The sequence below is a fragment of the Bacillus sp. RE35 genome, from assembly GCF_052146655.1.
Lineage (GTDB): Bacteria > Bacillota > Bacilli > Bacillales > Bacillaceae_G > Bacillus_A > Bacillus_A cereus.
In genome coordinates, this window is record NZ_CP197377.1 from 3,981,946 (window position 1) to 4,008,347 (window position 26,402).

Below are 26,402 nucleotides of genomic sequence, written 5' to 3' on the forward strand. Positions count from 1 at the left end.
TCAATGTCTAAAATCAATCTATACGAGCGTTACTTACACCTCAGAACAAAAAGTTTTTTGGAACCTTCAAGAAAGTGGAAGTTTTATTTTCTATTCCCTTTCCACTTTACATATTGGCTTAAAAATGTAATTGCCTTTTCAATCACTTCTTCGTCTGGTTTTAATTTTGCATGATGTAAACCATATTCTGAATTTACTCCAAGCCAAAACATAAATCCAGGGATTTCTCGAAGCATATAACCAAAATCTTCACCCGTCATTGCCTCAGTACATGTAATAACATTCATATCAGTTTGTTTATGTACAAATTCCATAAACTCTCTCGTTAACTCTTCATGGTTATATACTTGATGATACATTGCTCCGTAATCTATAATCGCCTCACACTGGAAAGAAGCTTCGATACCTGCAACAATTGACTCAATTCTGCTTTTCACACGCTTCATTGATTCCACTGATAATGTTCGAATCGTTCCTTCTAAACGAGATTTTTCTGCAATAATATTTTGAACCGTACCACCAGTAATTTTCCCGATTGTAATTACTGCACTATCAAGAGGATTTACATTGCGACTAATAACGGATTGAAGCTGTGTAACAAGATGACTCGCTGCAACAATCATGTCATTTGCAGTATGTGGATAGGCAGCATGGCCACCTTTCCCTTTTAAATCAATATATAATTCTGAAGTGTTGGCAAATAACAGTCCTTCTTTCGTTGCAATTGTCCCCACAGCGTATTCTGGTGCAATATGAAGACCAAGAATTATATTTGGTTTCCATTCTTTTAACTCTTCACTTTCTAACATAGGAAGAGCACCGCCTGGTCCTTCTTCTGCTGGCTGGAATAGAAATACAAGGTCATCATCTATTCTTTCGCTCACAGCTTTCGTTAGAAGGCCTAAACCGATTGTTGTATGTACATCATGGCCACATGCATGCATCATTCCTTCATGAATAGAAGCAAACTCGTATCCAGTTTCCTCTGTAATTGGTAAACCGTCTATATCTGCACGATAACCTATTATTTTTTCGGGATTTTTTCCATTTACTTTAACGATTACACCCGTTTTCCATGTCTTCACTTCCACAAATTCATGAGAAAGTGTTCCTATATAATCTAAAATATACTGTTGTGTTTTCCATTCCTTAAATCCGATTTCTGGAATTCTATGTAGATCTCTACGAATTTGGACAAATTTGCTTACTGTCATTTTTGCACCTCTATCTATAAAAAGCGTAAGAGCCCATTTACGCTCTTACGCTTTTTTTACTTTTTATTTCTCTGGGTTTAATTGACGAAGCTCTTGTTTAATTTCTGTTTTTGCTTTTGTCTTCTCATCAATTTCTTTAATTACACGTGCTGGAGTACCTGCAACAACTGTGTATGGAGGCACATCTTCTGTTACAACAGCTCCCGCTGCTACAACTGCACCTTTACCTACTGTAACACCCTCTAAAACAACTACATTTGCACCGATTACTACATCATCTTCAACGATAACTGGTTTTGCAGAAGGTGGCTCAATAACACCTGCAAGTACAGCACCTGCACCTACGTGACAGTTTTTACCGACTGTTGCACGTCCACCAAGTACTGCGTTCATGTCGATCATAGAACCTTCACCAATTACAGCACCAATGTTAATTGTTGCATTCATCATAATTACAGCGTTGTCACCAATTTCAACATGGTCACGAATAATAGCACCTGGCTCGATGCGAGCTTTAATACCTTTTAAATCAAGCATTGGGATTGCAGAATTACGACGATCGTTTTCTACAACGTAGTCAACGATGTGCTTATTATTCTCATCAAGAATTGTCTTAATTTCAGACCATTCTCCGAATAATACACCTGATTTTTTATTCACAAATGCTTGTACTGTTTCAGGGAATGTTACTTCTTTTAAATCCCCTTTTATGTATACCTTTACAGGAGTTTTCTTTTCACTTTTTTGAATAAACGAAATAATTTCGTTAGCGTCCATCATTTTCATTCTTGTTGCCTCCTAAATCCATTTATAATGTTACTCTACCAAACGAAAGAGCGAGTAGCAAGATAATAATCTTATTTTCCCCTTTGAATTTCTTCTATAATTTCTAAAAATGCTTGTACTTGCTTCAACTGCCTTGCCGAGTCACTTGTTAACAACCATGTTTCTCTCGTCAGTTGAACAGGTGTTTTATACATATTTTCCTGTACTTCCTTTAAAACAGTAGAAGGTAAAAGGGCATAACCTATACCATTTAAAACAAGTTGTTTACATGTTTCAATTTGGTCAACTACAATCGTTCGCTTAGGCGGATTAGAAAATAAACCATACCACCAATTTTGTATTTGTCCATAATAAGTCGAGTCACTTTTAAATTGAATGAACGGCCTATTTGTTTCTTTTAACATCGAAATATCTTTTATTTCTTTATCAACTAAATACAGTTCATCTTCAAATAATTGTTGCTTCTGACCTTTATATTCTTGTGTTCCCCTCAGTATAGCAACATGCACGTCTCCTTCATAAAACTGCTTTTGCACTTCACTACTCCATCCAGTAAACAGCGATATCTTTACAGAAGGATATTTATGCACAAACTTTTTCAAAACAGGAGGGAGCCAATATTGACCAATAACTGATGCAACAGCTATTTTTAACGTTCCATGAGTTTCCGTTCTGAAAACAGCCAGCTCACTTTTTATATCTTCTTCCCTTTGCAACATTTCTTTGGCATAATTTGCAACTTTTTCCCCTTCAGGTGTAATTGTCAATCCTTTTTGTGAGCGAATAAAAAACTTCATTCCCCATTGTTTCTCCATAGATTGTAATCGTTGACTCAGCGCAGGTTGGGAAACAAATAAACGTTCCGCCGCTTTTCTCATATTTGATTCCTGAGCTAACACAACCATCATTTGAAAATCATCAATTTGCAACTTTCTCCCTCTTTCCTTAGCTTCCATACACCTTATTTCAATAAGCTTTTCATCCTTAATTTACCCGAATGCTTTCATTCAGAAAATACAATTGTCCAGCACAAACTTTCCTTATGTTTTATGTCTTTTTAAATATAATACATACACAAGTGATATGCACGAAAAAAAAGTGACTTCTTCGTTTCTATGAAGTCACTTTTTTCACTTTATCGATTATGTTGCCTTACTTTCTTATTCAACAATTTTAAAATAGCCCGACGTGTTAAAATCCCCTCAAAATAGCCTTCTTCATTAACAGCGCAAATAAAAGGATGATCAATTGTCATTTCTAAAGCTTTTGCAAATGAATCGTCTAATTTAAGAACAGGTATATCTTCTTTCATCACCTGCTCTACTTTCATATCATCGAGCCTTTCAAACTCAATACGTTCTAATCCTAACATACCATCTAATATCATGGCAGTACTAATCAAACCATGTAGTTTATACATTGGATCTAAGACAGGTATCGCCGAATATCCAGATTTTACAAGAACGAGTAAAGCATGTTCTAAACTATTTCCAATTTGGACATGAGCTACTTTTTCCGATGAAATCATTAAATCCTTCACAAGAATTTGTTGAAATTCGTCTTTCGGAATACTAATCATATTACATCCCCCATTTTCCCTTTTTCCTGCTTATGTTCACAACTCTATTCACATTTTATGACAGCGTTTTCATATTATTATTTTGTCCTAAATTTATTTCAATAAAAATACAATCACACAGCTATTTTAGCATACCGCACAAAAAAAAGACTACCATTCCGGTAGCGCTTAATACCCTTTATTTTTTAATCTGTAAAATAACCTTGTGATTTTTTTATATTGCATCACATCTGTCTGTTTCAAACCATTCTCAATATCTGTAAGTTCCACAGCTAAAATTTCACTTGCGTAATTTTGCTGAAATAAAATATCTAGTAGTAAACTTTCTTCTTCCTTCGTTAAAACAACTTCCCTTTGCATATACCCCTCTCCTTACACTCGCATCGTTACTCTTATTATATAAAAAATTCAACCTATTTAATAGATGTAATATTCAGTTTTCATTTAAAGATATGTAACAATCGTACACATACAAAAAAATCATTTCGTATATCGATTTGCATAGCTAAACGCCGCATAAGCATCCGGCTTAATTTTTGCAGTTAATCCCATCGCTCGAATTTTTTCTGTCATATCTAAAATAAATTCTTTTGTTAAGCCATCATTCCCAATGTCTAAATGAATTTCCATTATGAATCCAGCCCCATCTTGAGCATAAGGATGCAATAACTCCCATATTGTTTGTATATGAGTAGGCGTAAATAGACATGCGATTTCTTGACTAAACTGCGTTTCTAAATATATTTTCTCACGTAAGGTCGCTGGCTTATCTTTTACTGATTTATGGTGTAAACAACCCCAGGCACCTTTTCCAACACGATGAATATGGATTGCTGTAATAAACCTCGTATCCTTTTGATGCGCTTGCGAGTCTGTCCCAATGGATAATCGATACAAATTTCGCGGATCCTTTTCAATGAAACTACAAATACGGTTAAAGACCATATCAAAATTTAAATGTCTCTCTGAAACATTGTAAAATTTATGTGCACCGTCCACAGAGTCACGTCCTTTCAATTAGACAGACTTTTCGTATTCTCATTGTATGGGACAAAAACTAAAATTATAACTTCCTATCCTTTATTCGTTTCAATATTTCGAATTACAAAGTGACAAACTTGGCACGTATAAATTACATTTTGATTAGATTGAGCCGTTAATACATGAATAATCTCAGCAGAACTTTGACAATTAGGACAAATCACAACTGGTAAACGTTCCATACGATAACCTCCTAGTTATATTTCTCCCGCTATTTGCAAAACCCAGCGATAGTGAGAAGTTTAGCTTCACATATTCACCCGGTTGACGAGACTAATTATCCACATGGATAAGCAAACTTGCACGGATTAAATTTTCATTTTAATACCATTGTAGGAAAAATAAAAAACTTCTATACATTACGCTGGAAAGTAATAGAACTAAAAAAGGTACTGCCATGTGGCAGTACCTTTTTTATATGTATCAAGAAATGATATCGTAAATCTCAATTGCAACCATGTCGATATTATCGAATTGATATACTTGAGGTTTTTCACCTTGTTGATACACTTCTAACTCATACATTTCACTTTTATCGAAAAATTTCACGCTACATTTGCGCTCACCGTTCACTTCAAAATAGCGTTGTGCTACTTCACCGCTTTCAGCTTGTTCTTGTAGACTAACAAGTCGAGTTAAAATTCCTTGGAGTAGAGACATGAAATCTCTCCTTTCTCTGATCTTCCTACCAATAGGTTTTACAGCTATACTCATTCTATCCGTCATAACAGAAAAAATGTTCCACACTCTAGGATAAAGGTTATTGGCCAGAAACTCAACTAAAAATTTGTCGAAATGCGAAGGAAAAAACAGAAAGAACATATTTCTCCTTCATTATTGCGGTTTTTATACTGGAAGAATATAATAAAAAACAGAAAAAAGGAGGAATTACAATGAAAAAAATTGAGGTTTATACACAACCCGATTGTCCGCCATGTGTTATTGTAAAAGAATTTTTGAAGCATAATAACGTTGCATATGAAGAATTTGACGTAAAAAAAGACGCTGCTGCTCGCAATCGTCTTTTATACGACTATGATTCTTATTCAACTCCAACAGTCGTAATTGATGGCGAAGTAGTTGCAGGTTTTCAAATTGAAAAGTTACAACAACTACTCAATATAGAATAGGAATAGGTAAATACCTATTCCTATTCTTATCCCGCTATTTGTAGGTAGTAAAACTCCCACCCACTGATTAAAAGTTTCACTTTATAATTGTTGCAACCTTTTTATTTCAGTTAAAAGTTCCTGACTTTCATGATATCCTGCTAACTTCCATTTATCTTGATCCCTTTTCAATGTTACAATTTGATATTGTCCACTTTTTGTCCGCTCATATACATATAAATTTTTATGTTCTTCATCATACGACATTTTCGTTTCTGAATTAAAAGAAAACGGTGCTTCTTTTGCCGGAAGTAAATATTCACCACTTTGTTTATCACTTCTGCTATTTTCATCTGTAAATACTTGAAGGAAATTATCTGTAAAATACGGTGATAACGTCTCTATCATCTTATTCATCGGCAAATGCTTCCCACGAATTGAAAACTGGGTTTCATAGCCTTTTTGTATCGTTGTAAATACTTCTTTCCGATCGACTTCCACTTCCTCTTTTCCTAAAACAGTCGTAACACTATAACCAACTAGAAAGGCAACACATACAAATAGAACAAGCCATATTCCATATTTCCTCATTTTTTCACCTTCCTTTTAAAAGAACTTGTCTTTGTAGTATTCATTGTAACAATGATTATGCAAAGAAAGGACAGATTTCGTTCGTAAAATCTTTACAACGATAGACAGCATTTTCATCACCATTTTCACTATTACCAATTTATGATAAAAACAAACAAAAAATGCACGAATCTCTTCGTGCATTAAAATAAAACATCTTCTTCATATAAATATTCATAAGATAAATCTATAAATAAAAAGTTGTCATCATCAATCGGGAAAGAAAATGTTCGTACCATTTCTCCCGTTTCAATATCTGCATATAAATCTGAAAGCCTCGCCTTATTCTCAAAACGCATTTTCATTATATTCTCGAGAAAATACGGGCGCCAGCTCCAGTTCTTCATATAATAATCCGGCATCACAATCCATTCTCCATCTTTTTTCATAACATTTCCTGATTGTTGGAAACCATCTTCATTACAAATAAATATACGAAAACTACACTGTGATACACTTTGACTAAATTGTAATAACCAATCATTTATATCTTCATTCTTTTTTTGTTTTGATAAAACATCGCCAATGCGATCGCGTAACATCTCTGTTAAATTATAAATTTTTTGTAACTTCTTCTTTTCATGCTGAATAAACTGATGACATTCATTACCTAGTCGCTCTTTCAAAACATTCGTTTCAATAAAATCAGGTAAACATTCTTTTAAATAATTACCTTGATAATATCTTCCGCCGTTCTTCCAAGCATATTGCAGTTGATAAAAAGCATCTATTTCTTCATATAATAAAGTTGCACCAATTCTTCTAGCAAGTAATGATAAAGAATATAAAATATCTTGATAAGATTGTAAAAGTGCTGTTTGCCTTAAGTTCGTTAAATCTACTTTTAAAATATCAGGTGCTAACACGCTAATACGCTCTAAATTACTTGTACCCGTTCCGACTTTATTAATCGAAATTTGAATACCATATGTACGATAATACATAAGCAAATGATTAAATTGCTCTATATCTTCTTTACATTCATGCTCTGTAATCTCTAAAACAATTTGTTTTAAATTTAAACCTTGTTCTTCGTACCTCAATAAAAGTTGAAGCAAGCTTTCATCATCATCATTCATTAATACATTAGCATTCCGATGTATAAATAATAATAATTTTTGATCGCTTTCTAAATAACGATTTAAAGCTTTTTCTACTATAATATTATCCGCTTCCAGTTGAAATTCACTTGGAATCGAATCATCGTGAAAGAAAGAAGCTAAACTTTGTATGCCCTCTTCTGTTTGAATACGTCCTACTACTTCATATCCAATTACAGTATGCTCATCAGCACTAAAAATAGCTTGATAATAAGGAAGGACTTTATCCAAGTTACTCATTACATCTAATGCATCTATCAACGTGCTTCCCTCCCTTTACTTTTCAAAAATTATAACATGATATTTACGGAAAAATAATAAAAAATCCCTTCAGTTTTCCTGAAGGGATTAGAGGGGTAAAATGCTAAGGGGAATTAGCAATTCTACTATGAAGAAAAAAGAGGTCTTAAATATAACGTATATATGACCTCTTGTAAACACTTTTCTTTCATATGTCACAATTCCGTCACATTTAACCGTAAAAAAATGAATCAAACATTCATTTTTTTATCCCTTTTAAAATGGATATTGATGTAAATGTTGTCCTCCATCCATTGTCATGCAAGTTCCATTTATGTACGCAGCTTCATCTGAGCATAAATAATAAGCTAGACCAGCGATTTCTTCTGGCGTACCCAGCCTTCCAAGCGGAACACTTTGTATCGTACGCTTAGCCATTTCTTCTGAAATCCATAATTTATCAGCACCGCCCGTACGTTCAATTGGTCCTGGAGCGATAGCGTTAACTCGTATTCCATATTTACGTCCCCACTCAACAGCGAGCGTCTTCGTCATCGCTAATACTCCTGCCTTTGCTGCAGCCGAATGAATAACTCCTGGACCTGCATCCCATGCATATGTTGCTACCATGTTAATGATATTCCCTTTTATACCTTTTTCAATCCAATATTTTCCGACAGCATGGCTACAGTAAAATGTACCGTTTAATACAATATTAATGACCGAATTCCAGCCATTCACGGATAAATCTTCTGCTGGACAAATAAAGTTTCCAGCTGCATTATTTATTAAAACATCAATTCGACCAAACTTCTCATCAATCTGTTCAATCATTTTCTGAATGTCATCCGTATTTCTTACATCCATTTGTACAGGTAATACTTGCCCTGGAAATTGTTCAATTTCCAACTTTGTTTCCTCTAGTTTTTCTTTTGTACGTCCTGTAATAACAACTCGTGCCCCTTCTTTTGCAAAGCGAGTCGCCATTCCTTTTCCCATTCCACTCGATCCACCTGTTATAATAACTACCTTTTCTTTCACATACATCCCCTCCAAAAAAATGAATACACATTCATTTTATCACTTTATTTAATAGAAATCTTTATATTTTTAAACTTTTCTGATATTTTAATGTAAAGAATTTTCTTTTTATTCATTTTTTTCGTAATCTATACTAATTTTTTATTATGTAAAGTATATTTTTAAATAAACTGAAAGGAGATTTGAGTAGCCTGTAAATGGAATAAAAACATTGAGGTATACTCATATTTTTATGACGCACATTACAAGAAGAAATTTTTTAAAAATTGGTATGCGTACTTGTCTCTATTCATTTATAACCAGTGGCATCGGATACTACTATGCTAAATATATAGAACCCCATTTCATTTCTTTTACACAGCACACATTAAAATCACAACTCATCCCAAAAAGTTTTCATGGTATGAAAATTCTTCAATTCAGCGATTTACATCTCGGATACTATTTCTCGCTTCAACATTTATCTCAAGTTGTTTCTAAAATTAATGCTGTAAATCCAGATATTGTCCTTTTTACCGGAGATCTCATTGATAATTATCAAACGTATACTGACACTCCTTTTGTCGCGTCCATTTTAAAAAATATACAAGCCCCCTTCGGTAAATTCGCTATTTATGGTAACCATGATCACGGTGGATATGGAACTGAATACTATGAGCACATCATGCGTGAATCAGGATTTGAACTATTGCTAAATAGTAAAAAAAGAATTCGTCTAATGGATAATAGTGAAATTTCTATTTTCGGTCTCGATGATATACTACTAGGCAAACCAAAAATAGAGAAAACATTACAACATGCACGGCAAAATACTTATAACATCGTTCTTGTTCACGAGCCAGATATCGCGCCGCAAATTTCCAAATATCCAATCAACTTGCAACTTTCTGGTCATAGCCATGGCGGACAAGTACAAATTCCTTTTTTAGGGGCTATTATTACACCATCACTCGCCAAAGACTATATTGAAGGCTTCTATACGATGCAGGATTTAACTCTCTATGTCAATCGAGGCCTCGGAAGAACACGTGTCCCATTTCGTTTCATGTCAAAACCTGAAATCACAATTTTCACACTCCAACATTCGTAATAATTCGCCTATTTTCTTACATATCCTTTCTTGTACGCGCTCATCCATGTTTCGTTTACCATATGATAAAAGTGAGTCCAATAAAGGAGGTATGTTCATGTATCCATATTATCAACCAATTCCAGTCCGTTCAGCACCTATTGGTCCAGTAGGCGACTCACGCTTCTTCCCGTTTTTTGGCGTTCCCTTTCTAGCTGGAATTGCTGGTGGATTGCTCGGCGGAGCATTAGCTTTCGGCCCTCGACCATTTTATCCACCTTATCCACCACCTTTCCCGCCGCCAGCACCTTATCCTTGTTACGGTGGACCATGTCAGCAACCCTACTATTACTAGGTTAAAGTAACGATTCTTTCAAATATTATTCTCTCAACGAGCCATCTCATTACACGCTTATAATAAAACTATTGTTTCTACTCATCCTTCTATTGTTGGAGCATATGAGTAGAAAAAAGTAAAAATCTCTTATGGACATAAGAGGTTTTTACTTTTTTTCATTATTCAGCGTCTGTATTTTGATACGCCATCTTAAACAACTTCACTTGGCTATCAATTTCTTCTGTACTACCATTAATAACATAATAGTAATCACCATCTTTATTTTGTTCACGTGTTTTCACATTATCAGCTAATGTAAGCTGTAAAATCGCCTTAATTCGTGCCTTCATTTCAATATCTAATATCGGGAAAGATATTTCCACTCGCTTCTCCATATTTCGCGTCATCAAATCAGCTGAAGATAAATATATTTTCTCCTCCCCATTATGATGGAAATAATAAATACGGCTATGTTCTAAATATCTTCCAACAACACTAACTACACGAATATTTTCACTTACATTTGGAATACCAGGTCGTAGGCAACATGTTCCTCGAACAATGAGCTCTACCTTTACTCCAGCTTGTGATGCTTCGTACATTTTTTTTATTAACGGTTTATCTGTTAATGAATTCATCTTAGCGATAATATATCCATTTCCATATTGCCTATGATAACGGATTTCTTCATCTATTAAATCCATAAATTGCTCTCTTATATCAAATGGAGCAACCGATAAATGATGAAAATGTGGCTTTGTTGTATAACCACTTAAATAATTAAAGAAATTGGTTGCATCGACCCCAAAATCTTTTCTTGATGTAATATATCCAAAATCAGTATATAACTTCGCTGTTGCATCATTATAGTTCCCAGTTCCGAGATGTACGAACCTTTCGATTTTTCCGTTTTTTCTCCTTACAACTAGCGTAATTTTACTATGTGTTTTCAAGTGACTGACACCGTAAATAACATGACAGCCTGCCTGTTCCAATTCTTTAGCCCAGTGAACATTGTTTTCTTCATCAAACCTTGCCTTTAATTCAACTAATACCGTCACTTGTTTTCCCTTTTCAGCCGCTATCTTTAACGCCTGAATAATCGGTGAATCACCACTTACACGATATAACGTTTGTTTAATCGCAAGTACATTCGGATCGTCTGCCGCATCACGGACAAAATCAACTACCGGCTGAAATGATTCAAAAGGATGATGTAATAAAATATCATGCTCAATTGCTTTTTCAAATACATCTTCTTCATCACCTAAATCTTGAGGCGGTTGCGGAATAAGAGCTGGATATACAAGATGTTCATATAAAGGAGCTAGTTTTTTATATAAAGAAAACAAACATGTTAAATCTAATGGGCCATCCATTATATATACATCTTCATCTTTTACTTCCAGAACCTCATATAATAACGCTAATACTCTTTCATCAATGTGTTCTTTCCCAACTTCTAAACGTACAGCAGCCCCCCACTTACGCTTTTTTAATTCTTTTTCAATTACCTTTAATAAATCTCTCGCACCTTCTTCATGAATCGTTAAATCTGCATTGCGTGTAATACGGAAACGAGTAACAGATGATACTGTATATCCCGTAAATAATTTATGAGTAAAGCTACTAATTACGTCTTCTAATAAAATAAATTTATGCTTTTGCCCTTCACTCGGTAAAATTATGAAGCGCTCAAGTAATGAAGGAACTTGCACAATCCCTAACTTCGTCCTGTTTTCTTCTTCTGCTTGCTTCTCATCATATAAAAGAGTAGCCAAATTCAAACTTTTGTTTAATAACATTGGAAATGGGCGATATGCATCAATAGCTACAGGAGTTAACACCGGAAAAATTTGCTCGTCAAAATACTCTTCTATAAATTCTCGCTGCTCTTTCGTCAAATCATTGAATGTTAAACGTTCAATTCCCTCTAACTCAAGCGCTGGTAATACATAATTTTTAAATGTATCATATTGTACTGTCATTAGTGCATGGGCTTTTATCGCAATTTTATTTAATTGCTTTTTCGGTGTTAAGCCAGCTTTATTTTCTGGTTGATTAAATCCAGCACTCACTTGATCCTTTAATCCCGCTACACGTACCATAAAAAATTCATCTAAATTCGAACTAAAAATACTAATAAATTTCAATCTTTCCAAAAGTGGATTATTTGCATCTTGCGCTTCTTGTAAGACACGTTCATTAAATGCTAACCAACTTAACTCTCGATTATTGTAATAAGCTGTATCATTTAAATTTACTGCATTCCCCTTCAATAATTCCATTCTCTTCACACTTCCCCTTGAAACTTTTTTACTATAATTTAGTTAATTTCATTTTATCAAATTACAATATTACAAAGTGTAAATTTTTCGTAAAGACATCCGTACAACCCTAATGTTTTAGTTCAAATAATAAATTAATATTCGTTTTTAATACTCTTTCTAACTGTTTTTTTTGTTTTTCAGCTTGTACTTTTTCTGCTAATGCCGATTGTTCACATAAAACTTTAAACGTTAATCCCTCTTCGCTTTCTGTTATAGATATGGTATCAATAAGCGATCGTTGCCTTACATTTAAAGTAGCTGAAAATTGTAAAACAGCTCCTAACAGGCGGATTTTTTTTTGTTCGCTTTTATCAAACCAACCTTCAAATGGAGATAAATGTTGTTTAAATAACATTTTTGATTTATACGATGCAATAAGCGCTAGCCTTACTCGATCTTTATGCATCATGCCATCAATTGTCTTATTCGCTAATAAATAAAACGTATGTAAACGGCTTGCTTCTTCGTCTATATATTTGCCTATATTAAATACTTTCGCAGCTTGATGGAACACTTCCCAGTCTTTTACTGACATAGAAATAAGCCCTATTTCCTCAAGTTGTTTGCAAATTAGTCTTCCATGTTTAATAAGTTGAATAACAAATTCCATGTCCATTTCGTATTCATGTGATAGTAAATGCAAACTTTCTTCAACTACGTTCGGATAATATGAAATCCCCAAATCTTTTGTCAACTCTTCATAGAAAACACCTTCTCTTAACCCTTTTCTACTCAATACAAATGCCGGTGCCTCTATAACATGAACAAGTGTATGAAATACTTCAACCGCTGGAATAATCGTATCTGCTCGATCTTTTGCTAATCCTTCCAATTTCTGAAGTTCTATGAACGACAATTTTTCCAATTCCTCTTTTACACTTTCAACATCTTCTTCTTTCATCTTGTATAAATGTAATCCTGCTATAGGATAACATATTAAATTTTGATGGATTTTTACTAAGTTCCTAGCACTACCACCAATTGCAATAAGAGGCAATTTCTTATTGATTAACCATGGTAACGTTCGAAATTGAAACTCTAAATACTGTTGCATTCCCTCTAACTCATCTTTAGTAGGAATATCACCTTTAATAAATTGTTGCTTTAAAGAAAGTGCCCCAAAAGGAAAACTATGGTACTCTAAAATCTCTCTATTTCTAAAGTATGTAACTTCCGTACTTCCCCCACCAATATCTACCGTTATTCCTTCTGAAAACGATGTAGAATTCATAACCGCCAGGTATCCGTAACGCGCTTCCTCATACTCTGATAATACTCTAAGAGTAAAGTCCGTTTGTCCTTCAACAAGCTTTTTAATTTCCTCTTGATTCTCCGACTGTCTAATTGTTGCTGTTGCAACACAAAGTACATGATGCAACTGATGGAATCTTGTACTTTCTTGAAATTGAAATAATGTCTGTAATAATACTTCTATTCCCTCTGCATTCAATACACCATCAATTAAGTAATTCCTTAACCTAGCAACAACTTTCGTATTTTCAATCTCTTTATAAAAACCTCCATTTTGCTTTTCATAAATAACTAAACGCATTGTATTAGATCCAATATCTATAATGGCATACTGTTGTTTTAATATTTCTTTCAAACTTCTCACTCTTTCATTATCAAATTTCAAAAACATATTCTATTACTATTATACAAAATAGTTGTTTTTTGTAACAATATTGCTTTAATATTGAAAATATATACAATCACTTTTTGCGTATAATAAATACCTATTTTATTTATGGTATAATAATGAAAAATTGAAAGGAGATTCAATATGAAACCTTCACAACCACAATCTCAATTACAAAACCAACATTCTATTAATCGACTAGCTCAATCTATTTTCGTTGTGAATCGTCATGCTAAAGCAGCTACTAATCCTAAATATTTATACTGGTTAAAAAAGACAGCTTTAGAACGTTTGATTGCTGAAAAAAAAGCAATTAAAGAAGGATTGCATTTTTCTAGAAACCCACGTTTTAGCCAACAACAATCTGATGTCCTTATACGTTTAGGCGATTATTTTTTCCACATCCCTCCTACGAAAGAAGATTTTCGAATTCTACCGCATCTTGGTCATCTTGAATCCTCCTATCGAAATCCGAAAACAACCTTATCTTTAACAGTAGCAAAAAAAACACTTCAAGATTATATTGGTCCTGAAGCATTAAAACAAGAAAAAAAATTAAGTGAGCCTGTTCCATGGTATAGTCGTACTTATACAAAAAAATAAAACAGTTTGGCCAAGTGTAGGCCAAACTGTTTTATTTTTTCTCTTCTTTAATTTTAATATTTGCTTGTTTATAAAAAGCTACTTTTTCTGTATTATAAGACTTTGTAAATTCATTAAATTTATCTTTTTCTGACTCAATATCCTTATAAGATTGATTTACTACTTTTACTTTTTCACTAATATCTTTTAATTTAGTACCTTTATCTTGTAACATTGTATATAACTCTTTTTCTTGTTTTAAAGATTTGTTATAGCTGTCATACATTTTATTAAATGAATCGTGGCGTTTCTCATACGTACTTTTCACTTTATCAGCTTGATCTTTCAATTTCTTATCTTCAATTTTCTTCACATACTTATCAGCTGACTTCACTTCTTCTTGCGCTTTATTTAAAACTTCTTTTTCTTTTGTAAGCACTTTTTCTCGTTCAGTTGTATTTTTCACTGCTTGATTCAGTTTTTCTTTAACAGTTTGATTATTATCTTTTCCTTCTTGAACAATCTGGTTATATAATTCTTGTCCTTCTTTCTCTAAAGTCTCAAGTTTTTTTGCATCTTCAAACATTGTTTTTTCTTGTTTAGCAGCGTTTTCAAACGCTACATATAATTCTTCTTCTGGTTTCGGACCGAAACAACCGGCTAATAAAATCATTGATAATGTAGTTACAATTGCTAATTTACTATATTTCAACATCTCTTCCTCCTACTTATAAACGACCATCGTGTAATATAAAAAAGTTATAAAATATGTAATTGTTCTATACACTCGCATCTTTTTTACGAAGATCATTAATATTGTTTGTACAAATTATTACTTGATATTACATTATTCTTTTTGAATTATTTAGCAATTCCATATCCATTTTTAAGTATACTACTTCGTGTTTTTTAAGGCCTGTTCACACTATGTATTACTTTAATATCCACGGAATTTCACCTCAGTCTTAATAAGACTATAATAGTTCACCTGATAAAAGGTGATCGCTCCGCTCTCACGTCTATCATTCCCTTTCCAGCTTTCTATCAATTAATCTCTTTGTTCATTTTACACAGTACAATCGATATCTCGCAACAACTTACAAATATTCTTTTCATTTCCTAAAAAGGAAAAGTGTAGAGCTTGCTTTCCTCTACACTTTTAAAATAAAACACACTGTGCAAATTGCATTGGCACTACCATCATAATTATATGCTTATTTCATATATTTTTAAAGACTTTTATTACAAACGTGGCGTTTTTTGTAATAAAAGTCAAAAAAATGTTACAAATAAAACATCTTCCTATCATATATCTTCAAATCAAAGCTTCACTCATTTTCTTGCAAATTTCTATACTGGTACAATTGATTTTGCGACTTTCTCAACAGTTCTTCAAACGTTTTTCCTTCTACTGGATAGCTAGCTGCTCCAAATAAAAGAGTGACACTGAGTAAATCACCTTCTATTTCACTTTCAATATTTTTCATTAATCGTTTTGTTATTGTTGATGTTTCATGACCATTATCAATTGCTACAATAACGTACTTATTTTCATCCCACTTTGTAACAACATCGCCCTTCCGAATTGTCTTTACAATGGTACTCTCTAATTTTTGTACTAACACTCCCAACTTTTTTTCTTGCAACGTGTCTTTTAACCCTTCCCATTCTTTTACAGAAAGAATGTACACTGTAATATTACGAGAATCTCTTTCAGATAAAGCAGCTACTTTCCCAAAAAAATCAACAACAAAATCATTGCTTACCATTCCTCCTACTTCCATACCCATACGCTCGTTTGTTCTTTTATCGTACCAATGTCCAAAATAATAACTTAGTATCATTTGCAATATATAAATAATAAAGACGGTATAAAATGATCGTGAATCCAGTTTTGCAATTACATCCTGAAGTGCAATCCATTCTGTAACTGCCACAGTATTGCCAAGCAATAATCCACTAATTTTTCCTTTATGTTTCATACTGTTCCCCCTTTTATACCAATATATGTTTCTATATCAATAATGTTTTTCTACAAAATAAAAAATGTACATATGCAATGTACATTTCTGCTTAAGCTTGTATACCTTTTCTACTCTATTTCATATATATAATATATAACTTTTATAGAAAGGAGTAATCTATATGCTACAAAAAGAGAATCTATCAGATGCTATGCGTTTGCTAGCTGGTTTTCTATTATCATTAAAATTATTATTTACCTCTTTCGGGATACACTTTATTACAAACGATCAAATCGACGCTATTGTTAATGTTGTTTCATTTTTATTTATTCTATACTTTGGCTACAAAAATAACTATGTAGGAAAAAAAGGAATGGAGCAAAAGAAAATACTCAAAAAACACAACCTTCACTAAAAAAGGAACCTTTTGTACAGGTTCCTTTTTATCATTGACGCACAACAACTTCATTTGTTTGCAGTGGGCCATATGATATCTCTTTATCTTGAAATGTATATGTAGCCTGAAAGAATGTTTGTTTAAGAGCTTTATCTTTATTAGCTTTTATTTTACAACGTAGTTCCACCTTCTCATTCGGTAACAAATCATCAATTCGCCATCTAACAAGCTGGAATAAAAACTCACTTATCCCCTTATCAACTTTTAAAGAATTAGGAATATAAGCAAAGTAATCTCGAATCATATGACTTACAACAACTCTCGAAATCATTTCTACCCCTTTATTTTCCACTTCAATTCTCATAATAAGTATGTCGTTTACATCGTAGGTCAATTCATACGAAAATTGTTCTGTATACATACTACCAATTTGTAATGTAACGGCTACTTGAGGAAATTCGTTTTCCTTTTTCGATCCGTCAATCCACAATACTGGTTGTAGCGGTATTGAATACTTTCCTGTATCCGAAATTCGTCCCCATATTTTCATAATATATATTCACCTCATTTCAGATGTAACATACACACAATGAATTCCCCAAATTCCTAAAGCTTGCTACAAGCAATGTTTAATATTTCTCTTCCTTTTATCCTATTCGACAATATGAAGAAAAAACCATTTTTCATCTATTAACAGAAGGTGTTCTTTATGAAATTTTTTTACAATTTACTTCATTCCCTTCATAGCAATATTCGTATGGCTCACTCGTTCTCTACTCATACGAAAGAATATTTTGACGGAAGAAAAAATTTGCCTTATAGTCAAATTTGACTATAATATTCTTTATGGCATATAAGTGCACTTATGGAAAAGAAATTAACATCAACTATACATTTAAATTTTTTATCCACTGCACTCAAAATTTAATATAGTTTACTTATTTCTAAAGGAGGGTTATATTTGGAAACTCAACCATTAAAAAAAGAAGCCAACAAGACAAAATTTGTTGTTGCTGGTTTACTGCTTGGTATATTAATGGCCGCAATGGATAATACAATCGTTGCAACCGCAATGGCAACAATCGTTGGAGACCTGGGAGGATTTGATAAGTTTGTTTGGGTCACATCAGCTTATATGGTAGCAACAATGGCAGGGATGCCTATCTTCGGGAAACTTTCTGATATGTACGGGCGGAAACGTTTTTATATTGGTGGCCTCATTCTTTTCTTATTCGGTTCTGCGCTCTGCGGAACAGCTTCAAGCATTGAGCAATTAAGTATTTATAGAGCTATTCAAGGGATCGGTGGTGGTGCCCTTATGCCTATCGCCTTCACAATTATGTACGATATCTTCCCACCAGAAAAACGCGGGAAGATGACAGGACTATTCGGTGCTGTTTTCGGGACATCTAGTGTATTCGGTCCTTTATTAGGTGCTTATATTACAGACTATATAAGTTGGCATTGGGTCTTCTATATCAATATTCCATTAGGACTTATCTCCTTTTTCTTCATTACTAAATACTACAGTGAGTCTCTAGAATTTAGAAAACAAAAAATCGATTGGGCTGGTGCTATTACACTTGTCATAAGTATCGTTTGCTTAATGTTCGCATTAGAACTTGGTGGTAAGGAATATGCCTGGAATTCTACTGTAATTATTGGCTTATTTACAACAGTAGTTATTACGCTTATTATTTTCTTCTTTGTAGAACGAAAAGCAACCGAGCCTATTATTTCATTCCATCTATTTAAAAAACCTTTATTCGCAGCTAGTCAAGGAGTTGCCTTTTTCTATGGTGCCGCTTTCATTATCTGTACAGTTTATATTCCAATCTTCATTCAAGGCGTCCTTGGAGGTTCCGCCTCTAATGCTGGATTAATTTTAACACCAATGATGGTTGGTTCTGTAATTGGAAGTCAAACGGGAGGACAATTAGCTTCTCGAACAAGCTATCGTAACATTATGATGGTATCTGGTGTCTTCTTCGTTCTTGGTATTTATTTATTAAGTACTTTAACAATGGACACACCTCGTTTACTCGTAACACTATTTATGATTCTCGCTGGGCTTGGTGTTGGTTTCTCATTCTCAGTATTAAGTATGTCTTCTATTCACAAGTTGGAAATGCGGGACCGTGGTTCGGCGACATCAACAAACTCATTCTTCCGATCACTCGGTATGACTCTTGGTGTAACGATTTTTGGTACAATTCAAAATCATATTTTTACAGATAAACTAAACTCTGTATTCCCCCCTGAACTAGCAAAATTAGCTCCAAAAGGCGGAGACACAAGTTTCTTATTATCACCAGGCGCTACCGCAAAAATTCCTGCTGAAATATTAGCGGGTATTAAGGAAGCTCTCGCTACATCTATTGCGAACACATTCTTCTGGGCACTCATCCCGGCTGTACTAAGTATTATTTGTATTTTACTTATGGGAAATGAACGCCTCTTTACAGGCCCTAAAAAGAAAGAAAAACAAAAGCAAGTTAGTTAATATAAAAAAGAAGCGGCATATCCCTTTATGAAAAAAGATATGCCGTTTATAATATGTATAAAGTTTTTATATACAGGAGTTGAGACAGCATGAGCATGAAATTAGTCATTCTCGGCTTACTACTCGAAGGAGATAAACATCCATATGAAGTGCAGCATATTATGAAAGAACGACAAATGGATTGTTACATTAAATATGCTAAAGGATCACTTTATTACGCCTTCGAGCAATTAGAAAAGCAAGGGGCAATTCATATTACAAATGTAATTAGAGACACAAATCGACCTGACAAAACGATTTTTCATATAACAGAAGAAGGCAAAAAACTATTCCACACTTTACTATTAAAACAATTCGAAGCCAAAAACCAAATATATAAACCTATTTATTCAGCCTTATCTTTCGCTCACTTTAGCAATGATCACGAATTAGTTCCTATTTTAGAAAAAAAGAAAAACGATACTCTTCAATATTTACATACTATGCAAACGATATATGATTGTAATAAAGGAAAGGTTCCACGTGCACAACTATATATTTTGCAAAGTGTAATTGAGCATATTACAGTTGAATTACAATGGCTAAACACCCTCCTTAAAGATGCTATAGCAGGCCAACTTTCAGAAGTTGCTATAGATGAAGATTGAACTATGAAAGAAGACATCCCTACTTCTTTCATAGCTCAATTTCTCTTTTCATACTGTAATATTATTAGTTACTCCAGAATATAAAAAGTCAGAATACTAAGAAATAAAAACTTTAGAATTTTCTTATTTTAAAACAGTAGACAAAATTCCAAAAATTATGTTAAAATTTGTTTCAATATCATATCGCTTGTTAAATTCCTTTCAAAAGGAAAATAGGTACACGAAAGTTTCGTTTCGTGTTTAAAAGGGAAGCTTGGTGAAACTCCAACACGGTCCCGCCACTGTAAATGCTGAGATTTCTTTTTGGTGCCACTGTGAAAACGGGAAGGTGAAAGAAATTATATGAAGCATAAGTCAGGAGACCTGCCTGTTTTAACAACACTGATAGATTCACGGATGATGATGAGGTGTTAAAACAAAAAGGAAGGCTTATTTTCTATGTCTTTGTACTTTTTGTTATAGGTATTTCCTAGTAAACGGAAATGCTTACTTTCAATTAGGGAGGAATTTAAAATGGCAATTCAAACAAGTAACTTAGGTTATCCACGTATCGGACTACAACGAGAGTGGAAAAAAACATTGGAAGCTTTTTGGTCCAATAAAATCGATGAAGAACAATTTTTAACAACAATGAAAGAAATTCGCCTTCAACACGTAAAAGTACAGCAAGAAAAAGGGATTGAACTCATTCCAATTGGCGACTTTACATATTATGATCACGTTTTGGATACTGCCTATATGCTAGGATTTATTCCATCACGTTTTTCTGAGTTTACATCTTACCTTGATGTATATTTCGCAATGGCGCGTGGCTCTAAAGATCACGTAGCTTCCGAAATGACAAAATGGTTTAACACAAACTATCACTATATCGTTCCTGAATATGAAGAGGGATTACAAATTTCTTTAAAAGATAATCGTCCACTTCGCTTATACGAAGAGGCAAAACAAGAATTAGGAGTAGATGGAAAGCCTGTTATTTTAGGACCATATACTTTCTTAAAATTAGCTAAAGGTTATACACAAGAACAATTTCCTACCATTTTAAAACAGTTAGTTGCACCTTACGTACAACTGCTTTCAGAACTACATGCAGCTGGTGCACCAGCCATTCAAGTTGATGAACCGATTTTCGCTTCTTTAACTAAAAAAGAAGTTCAACAAGCAAAAGAAATTTATGAAGCTATTCGTAAAGAAGTTCCAAATGCGACTCTTCTTTTACAAACATATTTTGATAGCGTAGAAGAAAACTATGAAGAAATTATTACATTCCCGGTATCCGGTATTGGATTAGATTTCATTCATGGTAAAGAAGGTAATCTAAATGCTATTTCAAAATATGGATTCCCAGCTGATAAAACTTTAGCTGTCGGTTGTATAGATGGCCGTAACATTTGGAGAGCTGACCTTGATGAAGTTCTTGAGTTATTTACAACGTTACAAAAACAAGTCCAAACGAAAGATATCATCGTTCAGCCTTCTTGTAGCTTATTGCATACACCAATCGATAAAACAGAAGAAACTCACTTATCGACTGAGCTGTTTGATGCGTTAGCATTTGCAAATCAAAAATTAGAAGAATTAGTTCTTATTCATTCCGCTCTCACTCAAGGTACAGAAAGCATTAGTAATGAGCTGGAAACATATCGAAACGTACATCATACAATTCGTTCATCTGCTGCACGTAACCGAGAAGATGTCAAAGCAGCACGAACAGCACTAAAAGAAGAAGATTTTTCACGTCCTCTTCCATTTGAAAAACGATACGAATTACAACAAGTTGCTCTAGAGTTACCGCTATTACCAACAACGACTATTGGTAGCTTCCCGCAAACAACTGAAGTTCGTCAAACGCGAAAAGAATGGCGTAACGGTGTTATTTCAAATGAACAATATGAACAATTTATTGAAAAAGAGACAGAAAAATGGATTCGTTACCAAGAAGAAATTGGGCTTGATGTCCTTGTACATGGTGAATTTGAAAGAACTGACATGGTCGAATATTTTGGTGAGCGCCTTGCTGGTTTCTCATTCACTAAAAACGGTTGGGTACAATCATACGGTTCCCGCTGCGTAAAACCACCTGTTATTTATGGTGATGTAGCCTTTATTAACGGCATGACTATTAAGGAAACAGTTTATGCGCAAAGCTTAACAGAGAAAGTTGTAAAAGGAATGTTAACCGGACCTGTTACAATTTTAAATTGGTCCTTCGTTCGAAATGATATTCCAAGAAAAGAAGTTTCGTATCAAATTGCACTAGCTCTTCGTCACGAAATTGAACTACTTGAATCTTCCGGAATTAGAGTAATCCAAGTCGATGAGCCCGCACTTCGTGAAGGAATGCCACTAAAAGAAAAAGATTGGGATGCTTATATTACATGGGCAGTACAATCCTTCCTTTTAGCAACTTCTTCTGTAGCAAATGAAACACAAATTCATACTCATATGTGTTACAGTAACTTCGAAGATATTGTTGACGCGATTCGCGCATTAGATGCAGATGTAATTTCTATCGAAACATCAAGAAGTCACGGAGAATTTATTGATACATTAAAACATACAACATATGAAAAAGGCATCGGCCTAGGTGTATATGATATTCATAGCCCACGTGTACCGAGTAAAGATGAAATGTATAAAATCGTAGAACAATCTTTAGAAGTATGTGATCCTAAATATTTCTGGATTAATCCTGATTGTGGTTTAAAAACGAGAAGAACAGAAGAAGTTATTCCAGCTTTAGAACATATGGTGCAAGCAGCGAAAGATGCTCGTTCCCTTTTAAAAACAAACGCATAACAAAAATGGGTTATCCTTTTCTCAGGATAACCCATTTTTTATTCTTTACTTTCAAAAAAGAATTCATATTGTATTTTATATAATTCATCATCCGTTGGCTCTTCAAGAGGAATTGCTTGTAATACAACTGTATACTCACCATTTGGAATAGGTATTTGAAATTTATTAGAAAGAATACTCGTTATAACGATACTTTCATTTTCAACTGTAAAAGGAACCGTAATCGTTCTAACTACTTCTTCTTTTTCAATATGTTTCCCTGGGGTCACTTTCACTTCACAAGTATAATCAGAAAGTGCTTCAAAAATAACAGTTCCATCTGCCTTAGCATAACCTCTTTCAAAATCTTCATCAGTCCAATCTACATAAGGCTGCTCACCGTCATAGTTCATCAACATTAATTGCGAATAAGAAATCGTTAACTCCATAGTTCCCCTTCTCCTTCATTATGAAATATACAACTACTACTTCACTTCAAATTTTACTCGCGTACCATCTGGGTATTTATCTAACTTATTCCCTACCCAAGAACCTGCTCCGCGGTTATCCGCTGGACTTATATATTCAATATGTGCTCCTTTTCCGCCTTCCTTGCACATCGCCATTGGCCATTCATCACGATCATACCCTTTTTTTGATGGATATGGTGCTAACGACAATTTCCTTCTATCTGCAGCACCACCACGATCGATTGTACAAACTTCTGAATGCCCTTCTTTTATAGCATCCGTAATATGTTTTCCTGTCTCTGGATAACGTTCTTTCGGAAATTCTAACACTTGATCATACGTATTCGTTTTCTTTACACTTGTTTCCTCTGGCACAAGTACTTCATAAACTGCTACTAAAATAGACAGAATTGCGATAATTGAAATGATAATACCTTTTAATTGCTTCATGTATACCTCCATGTTTCTACCAGTTTCTTTTCCTCCGTTATTATAACAAACTTCTCCTGTATATGTTTTCAGACATTATTTTAGTTATTCCTTGCCATTCCGCCAAAAATTTTCATTTTTTCACTAATGCTGTAGAAAACTAATAGCCTTCCGACATTCTTTTTCAAAGGAAGTCCTCATAAAAGATTGAAATGATATATACGATACTTTTTGGGGAGGAAATATGATGGAAGCTACCTATAAAACGAAAGATGTCACGAATAAAACAGGCATCCCAAAACATATAGTTCGCAAATATAGTCAACTGTTGGAAGAACATGGTTATATGATTTCCAAAACAGCTGATGCTCGTATTTATAAACTTGATGATTTAAAATTATTGAAATCTATACACGAAAGAGCTGCTACATTACAAGAAGATATTTCAGAAACGATACCGATTATTTTAAAAGAAAAAGAGGCCCCACCTGTACCAGTTATACAAGATAAGCAAGAGATACAAACGAAAGAAAAAGAAGATGGGCGTAACTTTGAGGAGTTCATGTTAAAACTTGAAATGCTAGCTCAATTAAATGAGGCAATTATTCATCAAAATTCTACTTTAATTACACAAAATCGTTTAAAGGATGAGAAACTAGACGAATTGATGCAACAAGTTTATGTAAAAGAAGGCTCTCAAGAAAAAATGCTTCAAGAGTTAGTCGATCACGCCGCTCAAACAGATGCACTGCAAAAAGAAAAGATGGACTTATTAATGAATCATATGTATAAACGAGAATCCAAACAGGAAGAAAAAATGAATAAACTTGTTAGTCAAATTTATAATAAAGACAGTAACCGTGATGCACAGCTTATGCAAGTTATTCGAGAAATTCAAGAAACAAAAAGAATGGTTGCTGCCTCAAAAGAGCAAAGCTTCTTTCAATCATTTAAAAGTTTATTTAGCCGAGCAAAACAAGAAAAAACAAATGAATAAACAATATAAAATAAAAAGTTACCTTTCATCGGTAACTTTTATTCCTTATTTTGTACAGCTGGTAATATAATAATTGCTTCAGTGCCTTTTCCACTTTCACTCTTATATTCCAATGTACCATTATGCGCTTGTAAAATACTAAATGTTACCATAAGTCCTAATCCTGTCCCTTTTTCTTTTAAAGAATAATATGGTTGCCCAAGCCTTGCTAACTGTTCATTCGTCATACCAACACCACTATCTTTAACTCTTATTATGATTGTTTCGTCTTTTTGAATAGCTGTTACTTTTAAATATCCTTTATTTCCTTGAATTGCTTCAATACCATTTTTAACAACATTCATAATAGCTTGCTTCAATTTTGTCTTATCACCAATCGTATAAAGACTTTCTGAAATTTCAACTTGTAAATATACACCTTGCATCGCTGCAAATGACGACATGAGAGTGGTCATTTCTATTAATTGGGCTGATAAACAAATGTGTTCTTTTTTCTCAATTTGCGGCCTTGCTAAATTTAAGTAATCTGAAATAATTTGTTCCGCCCGATCCAATTCAGCTAATACGAGACGCATATAATCCTTATTCTTCACATCTTCCGTACTTTCTAGCAATTGGATAAATCCACGAACAACAGTTAGTGGATTTCGAACTTCATGTGCCACACTTGCTGCTAACTCACTTACAATATTAAGCTTTTCTGATTTTTGCATCTCTGTACGTAGCAATGCATTTTCATTTAAATATTCAGTTAAATACACCTGAAATACCATTGTCATGACCATGATAAGCGAGGCAAATATAAATCCGCTATATATTTGCGAAATATACGGTGTAAATCCTGTTTCCAAAAGAACATTAATCATGCCTAATACTAAAGAAACAAGCACATAAAATGATGAAATCATAAATGCTAAAATTAATTTCTTATCCCTTGAAAAAAGAGACCATTTCTTTGATAAAAATAGCGGAACTATCAATAAAAATATTACTTCTAAAACTGGAAGAAAGCTCATTCCCTTTAGTAACCATTCGTATGCAACAAAAATAACTGCTGGGATTAAACCAACAATCCCACCATATAAAAAACCACTGACAATTGGAATGGGGTGAAAGTTATACCCACACACATTGCCAAAACAAATAGAGTATGTCATGGAGAGAACGAGCGTAACGCTAGATAAAAACATAATAAAGTAACGATTTGGCTTCGGAGGCATTTCTTGATAGCGATTTAAACGAATCGCTTCATATAAAAATAGTGGCAAAATTATGATGGCAATTTGAATCAATAAATCACGGATAAGCTCCATAACCTCTCATCCCCTATATGTATTTTGATATGATTATATCATTTTATAGGTGTATTTGTTTTAAAATTTTGATTTTTCTTAACATATTTGTTAATTCTTTGTTAACAACTCATAATAATTGTTACAGATTTTCGAAATGATTGTAAACCCTGTACCAAATTTCCTTCGTGCAGTATACAATGAATACGGATTACAAAGAAAATA

The 26,402-nt window shown here is 33.7% G+C and carries 28 protein-coding genes and 1 riboswitch; of the genes, 9 read left to right on the forward strand and 19 right to left on the reverse strand.

Annotated features, from left to right (window positions below; translation table 11 throughout):
* Positions 1-83: 83 nt before the first annotated feature.
* From ACTL4X_RS20160 to ACTL4X_RS20195, 8 genes are all read right to left on the reverse strand, one after another.
* Positions 84-1,214: an N-acetyldiaminopimelate deacetylase gene (locus ACTL4X_RS20160; RefSeq protein ID WP_000218672.1), complete on the reverse strand. Its 1,131-nt coding sequence runs from the start codon at positions 1,212-1,214 to the stop codon at positions 84-86.
* 63 nt (positions 1,215-1,277) lie between these two features.
* The gene (dapD, locus tag ACTL4X_RS20165) at positions 1,278-2,000 is read right to left on the reverse strand and encodes a 2,3,4,5-tetrahydropyridine-2,6-dicarboxylate N-acetyltransferase (protein ID WP_000783241.1); all 723 of its coding nucleotides are present in this window, start codon (positions 1,998-2,000) and stop codon (positions 1,278-1,280) included.
* A gap of 71 nt (positions 2,001-2,071) precedes the next feature.
* Entirely contained in the window at positions 2,072-2,956 is an 885-nt protein-coding gene (locus ACTL4X_RS20170; RefSeq protein ID WP_002026259.1) for a LysR family transcriptional regulator, read from the reverse strand.
* A 179-nt stretch (positions 2,957-3,135) separates the two neighbouring features.
* Entirely contained in the window at positions 3,136-3,579 is a 444-nt protein-coding gene (cbpB, locus tag ACTL4X_RS20175) for a cyclic-di-AMP-binding protein CbpB (protein ID WP_000623579.1), read from the reverse strand.
* A gap of 168 nt (positions 3,580-3,747) precedes the next feature.
* Entirely contained in the window at positions 3,748-3,939 is a 192-nt protein-coding gene (gene abbA / locus ACTL4X_RS20180) for an antirepressor AbbA (RefSeq protein ID WP_001188692.1), read from the reverse strand.
* 120 nt (positions 3,940-4,059) lie between these two features.
* The gene (locus ACTL4X_RS20185; RefSeq protein WP_000348488.1) at positions 4,060-4,578 is read right to left on the reverse strand and encodes a ribonuclease H-like YkuK family protein; all 519 of its coding nucleotides are present in this window, start codon (positions 4,576-4,578) and stop codon (positions 4,060-4,062) included.
* A gap of 74 nt (positions 4,579-4,652) precedes the next feature.
* Positions 4,653-4,802 carry a hypothetical protein gene (locus ACTL4X_RS20190; RefSeq protein ID WP_000440540.1) on the reverse strand — a complete coding sequence of 50 codons (150 nt, stop codon included), beginning with the start codon at positions 4,800-4,802 and terminating at the stop codon, positions 4,653-4,655.
* 241 nt (positions 4,803-5,043) lie between these two features.
* A complete protein-coding gene (locus ACTL4X_RS20195; protein WP_000055151.1) occupies positions 5,044-5,280 on the reverse strand; it encodes a YkuJ family protein in 237 nt (78 codons plus the stop codon).
* Between the two features lie 233 nt (positions 5,281-5,513).
* Here ACTL4X_RS20195 and ACTL4X_RS20200 point away from each other — a divergent pair, with 233 nt between their 5' ends.
* Complete coding sequence (locus tag ACTL4X_RS20200; RefSeq protein WP_000717875.1) at positions 5,514-5,750, forward strand: glutaredoxin family protein; 237 nt, start codon at positions 5,514-5,516, stop codon at positions 5,748-5,750.
* Positions 5,751-5,831: 81 nt separating this feature from the next.
* On the opposite strand, the gene ACTL4X_RS20205 is transcribed toward ACTL4X_RS20200, so the two are convergent.
* The 3 genes from ACTL4X_RS20205 to fadH form a co-directional block, all read right to left on the reverse strand.
* A complete protein-coding gene (locus ACTL4X_RS20205) occupies positions 5,832-6,320 on the reverse strand; it encodes a DUF3993 domain-containing protein (RefSeq protein ID WP_001233804.1) in 489 nt (162 codons plus the stop codon).
* A 182-nt stretch (positions 6,321-6,502) separates the two neighbouring features.
* Positions 6,503-7,720: an EAL domain-containing protein gene (locus tag ACTL4X_RS20210; protein WP_000564306.1), complete on the reverse strand. Its 1,218-nt coding sequence runs from the start codon at positions 7,718-7,720 to the stop codon at positions 6,503-6,505.
* A 255-nt stretch (positions 7,721-7,975) separates the two neighbouring features.
* On the reverse strand, positions 7,976-8,740 hold the full coding sequence (fadH, locus tag ACTL4X_RS20215) for a 2,4-dienoyl-CoA reductase (protein WP_000660913.1): 765 nt from the start codon (positions 8,738-8,740) through the stop codon (positions 7,976-7,978).
* Positions 8,741-8,972: 232 nt separating this feature from the next.
* Between fadH and ACTL4X_RS20220 the strand changes: the two genes are divergently transcribed.
* Both ACTL4X_RS20220 and ACTL4X_RS20225 read left to right on the forward strand, forming a co-directional pair.
* Positions 8,973-9,830 carry a metallophosphoesterase gene (locus ACTL4X_RS20220; protein WP_002026257.1) on the forward strand — a complete coding sequence of 286 codons (858 nt, stop codon included), beginning with the start codon at positions 8,973-8,975 and terminating at the stop codon, positions 9,828-9,830.
* Between the two features lie 97 nt (positions 9,831-9,927).
* Positions 9,928-10,164 (forward strand): hypothetical protein, encoded by a 237-nt coding sequence (locus ACTL4X_RS20225; protein WP_000283738.1) that lies wholly within the window; start codon positions 9,928-9,930, stop codon positions 10,162-10,164.
* A gap of 161 nt (positions 10,165-10,325) precedes the next feature.
* Here the strand turns inward: ACTL4X_RS20225 and ACTL4X_RS20230 are convergent, their stop codons facing one another.
* Both ACTL4X_RS20230 and ACTL4X_RS20235 read right to left on the reverse strand, forming a co-directional pair.
* Positions 10,326-12,434 carry a polyphosphate kinase gene (locus ACTL4X_RS20230; RefSeq protein WP_000421680.1) on the reverse strand — a complete coding sequence of 703 codons (2,109 nt, stop codon included), beginning with the start codon at positions 12,432-12,434 and terminating at the stop codon, positions 10,326-10,328.
* A 109-nt stretch (positions 12,435-12,543) separates the two neighbouring features.
* The gene (locus ACTL4X_RS20235) at positions 12,544-14,118 is read right to left on the reverse strand and encodes a Ppx/GppA family phosphatase (RefSeq protein ID WP_441394946.1); all 1,575 of its coding nucleotides are present in this window, start codon (positions 14,116-14,118) and stop codon (positions 12,544-12,546) included.
* A 141-nt stretch (positions 14,119-14,259) separates the two neighbouring features.
* On the opposite strand from ACTL4X_RS20235, the gene ACTL4X_RS20240 reads away from it, so the two are divergent.
* Positions 14,260-14,718: a YkyB family protein gene (locus tag ACTL4X_RS20240; protein WP_000804864.1), complete on the forward strand. Its 459-nt coding sequence runs from the start codon at positions 14,260-14,262 to the stop codon at positions 14,716-14,718.
* A gap of 31 nt (positions 14,719-14,749) precedes the next feature.
* Here the strand turns inward: ACTL4X_RS20240 and ACTL4X_RS20245 are convergent, their stop codons facing one another.
* Both ACTL4X_RS20245 and ACTL4X_RS20250 read right to left on the reverse strand, forming a co-directional pair.
* A complete protein-coding gene (locus ACTL4X_RS20245) occupies positions 14,750-15,412 on the reverse strand; it encodes a YkyA family protein (protein WP_000922498.1) in 663 nt (220 codons plus the stop codon).
* A gap of 613 nt (positions 15,413-16,025) precedes the next feature.
* Positions 16,026-16,679, reverse strand: a complete 654-nt coding sequence (locus tag ACTL4X_RS20250; RefSeq protein WP_033696418.1) for a diguanylate cyclase domain-containing protein — start codon at positions 16,677-16,679, stop codon at positions 16,026-16,028.
* Between the two features lie 163 nt (positions 16,680-16,842).
* Between ACTL4X_RS20250 and ACTL4X_RS20255 the strand changes: the two genes are divergently transcribed.
* Positions 16,843-17,076, forward strand: coding sequence for an SPP1 phage holin family protein (locus ACTL4X_RS20255; protein ID WP_000939448.1), 234 nt, complete (start codon positions 16,843-16,845; stop codon positions 17,074-17,076).
* A 31-nt stretch (positions 17,077-17,107) separates the two neighbouring features.
* On the opposite strand, the gene ACTL4X_RS20260 is transcribed toward ACTL4X_RS20255, so the two are convergent.
* Positions 17,108-17,608, reverse strand: a complete 501-nt coding sequence (locus ACTL4X_RS20260; protein ID WP_000708120.1) for a hypothetical protein — start codon at positions 17,606-17,608, stop codon at positions 17,108-17,110.
* A 411-nt stretch (positions 17,609-18,019) separates the two neighbouring features.
* On the opposite strand from ACTL4X_RS20260, the gene ACTL4X_RS20265 reads away from it, so the two are divergent.
* From ACTL4X_RS20265 to metE, 3 genes are all read left to right on the forward strand, one after another.
* On the forward strand, positions 18,020-19,561 hold the full coding sequence (locus ACTL4X_RS20265; RefSeq protein WP_000449912.1) for an MDR family MFS transporter: 1,542 nt from the start codon (positions 18,020-18,022) through the stop codon (positions 19,559-19,561).
* A gap of 89 nt (positions 19,562-19,650) precedes the next feature.
* Positions 19,651-20,208 (forward strand): PadR family transcriptional regulator, encoded by a 558-nt coding sequence (locus ACTL4X_RS20270; protein ID WP_000062061.1) that lies wholly within the window; start codon positions 19,651-19,653, stop codon positions 20,206-20,208.
* A 197-nt stretch (positions 20,209-20,405) separates the two neighbouring features.
* Positions 20,406-20,593, forward strand: a riboswitch (cobalamin riboswitch).
* A 128-nt stretch (positions 20,594-20,721) separates the two neighbouring features.
* A complete protein-coding gene (gene metE / locus ACTL4X_RS20275) occupies positions 20,722-23,010 on the forward strand; it encodes a 5-methyltetrahydropteroyltriglutamate--homocysteine S-methyltransferase (RefSeq protein WP_001007608.1) in 2,289 nt (762 codons plus the stop codon).
* 38 nt (positions 23,011-23,048) lie between these two features.
* Here the strand turns inward: metE and comJ are convergent, their stop codons facing one another.
* Complete coding sequence (gene comJ, locus ACTL4X_RS20280) at positions 23,049-23,438, reverse strand: competence protein ComJ (protein ID WP_000424030.1); 390 nt, start codon at positions 23,436-23,438, stop codon at positions 23,049-23,051.
* A 36-nt stretch (positions 23,439-23,474) separates the two neighbouring features.
* Positions 23,475-23,909: a DNA-entry nuclease gene (gene nucA / locus ACTL4X_RS20285; RefSeq protein ID WP_000811494.1), complete on the reverse strand. Its 435-nt coding sequence runs from the start codon at positions 23,907-23,909 to the stop codon at positions 23,475-23,477.
* Between the two features lie 226 nt (positions 23,910-24,135).
* Between nucA and ACTL4X_RS20290 the strand changes: the two genes are divergently transcribed.
* Complete coding sequence (locus ACTL4X_RS20290; RefSeq protein WP_000388471.1) at positions 24,136-24,885, forward strand: DUF3967 domain-containing protein; 750 nt, start codon at positions 24,136-24,138, stop codon at positions 24,883-24,885.
* 38 nt (positions 24,886-24,923) lie between these two features.
* Here ACTL4X_RS20290 and kinB read toward each other — a convergent pair whose 3' ends face one another.
* Complete coding sequence (kinB, locus tag ACTL4X_RS20295; protein WP_000420370.1) at positions 24,924-26,198, reverse strand: sporulation sensor histidine kinase KinB; 1,275 nt, start codon at positions 26,196-26,198, stop codon at positions 24,924-24,926.
* Positions 26,199-26,402 lie beyond the last annotated feature (204 nt).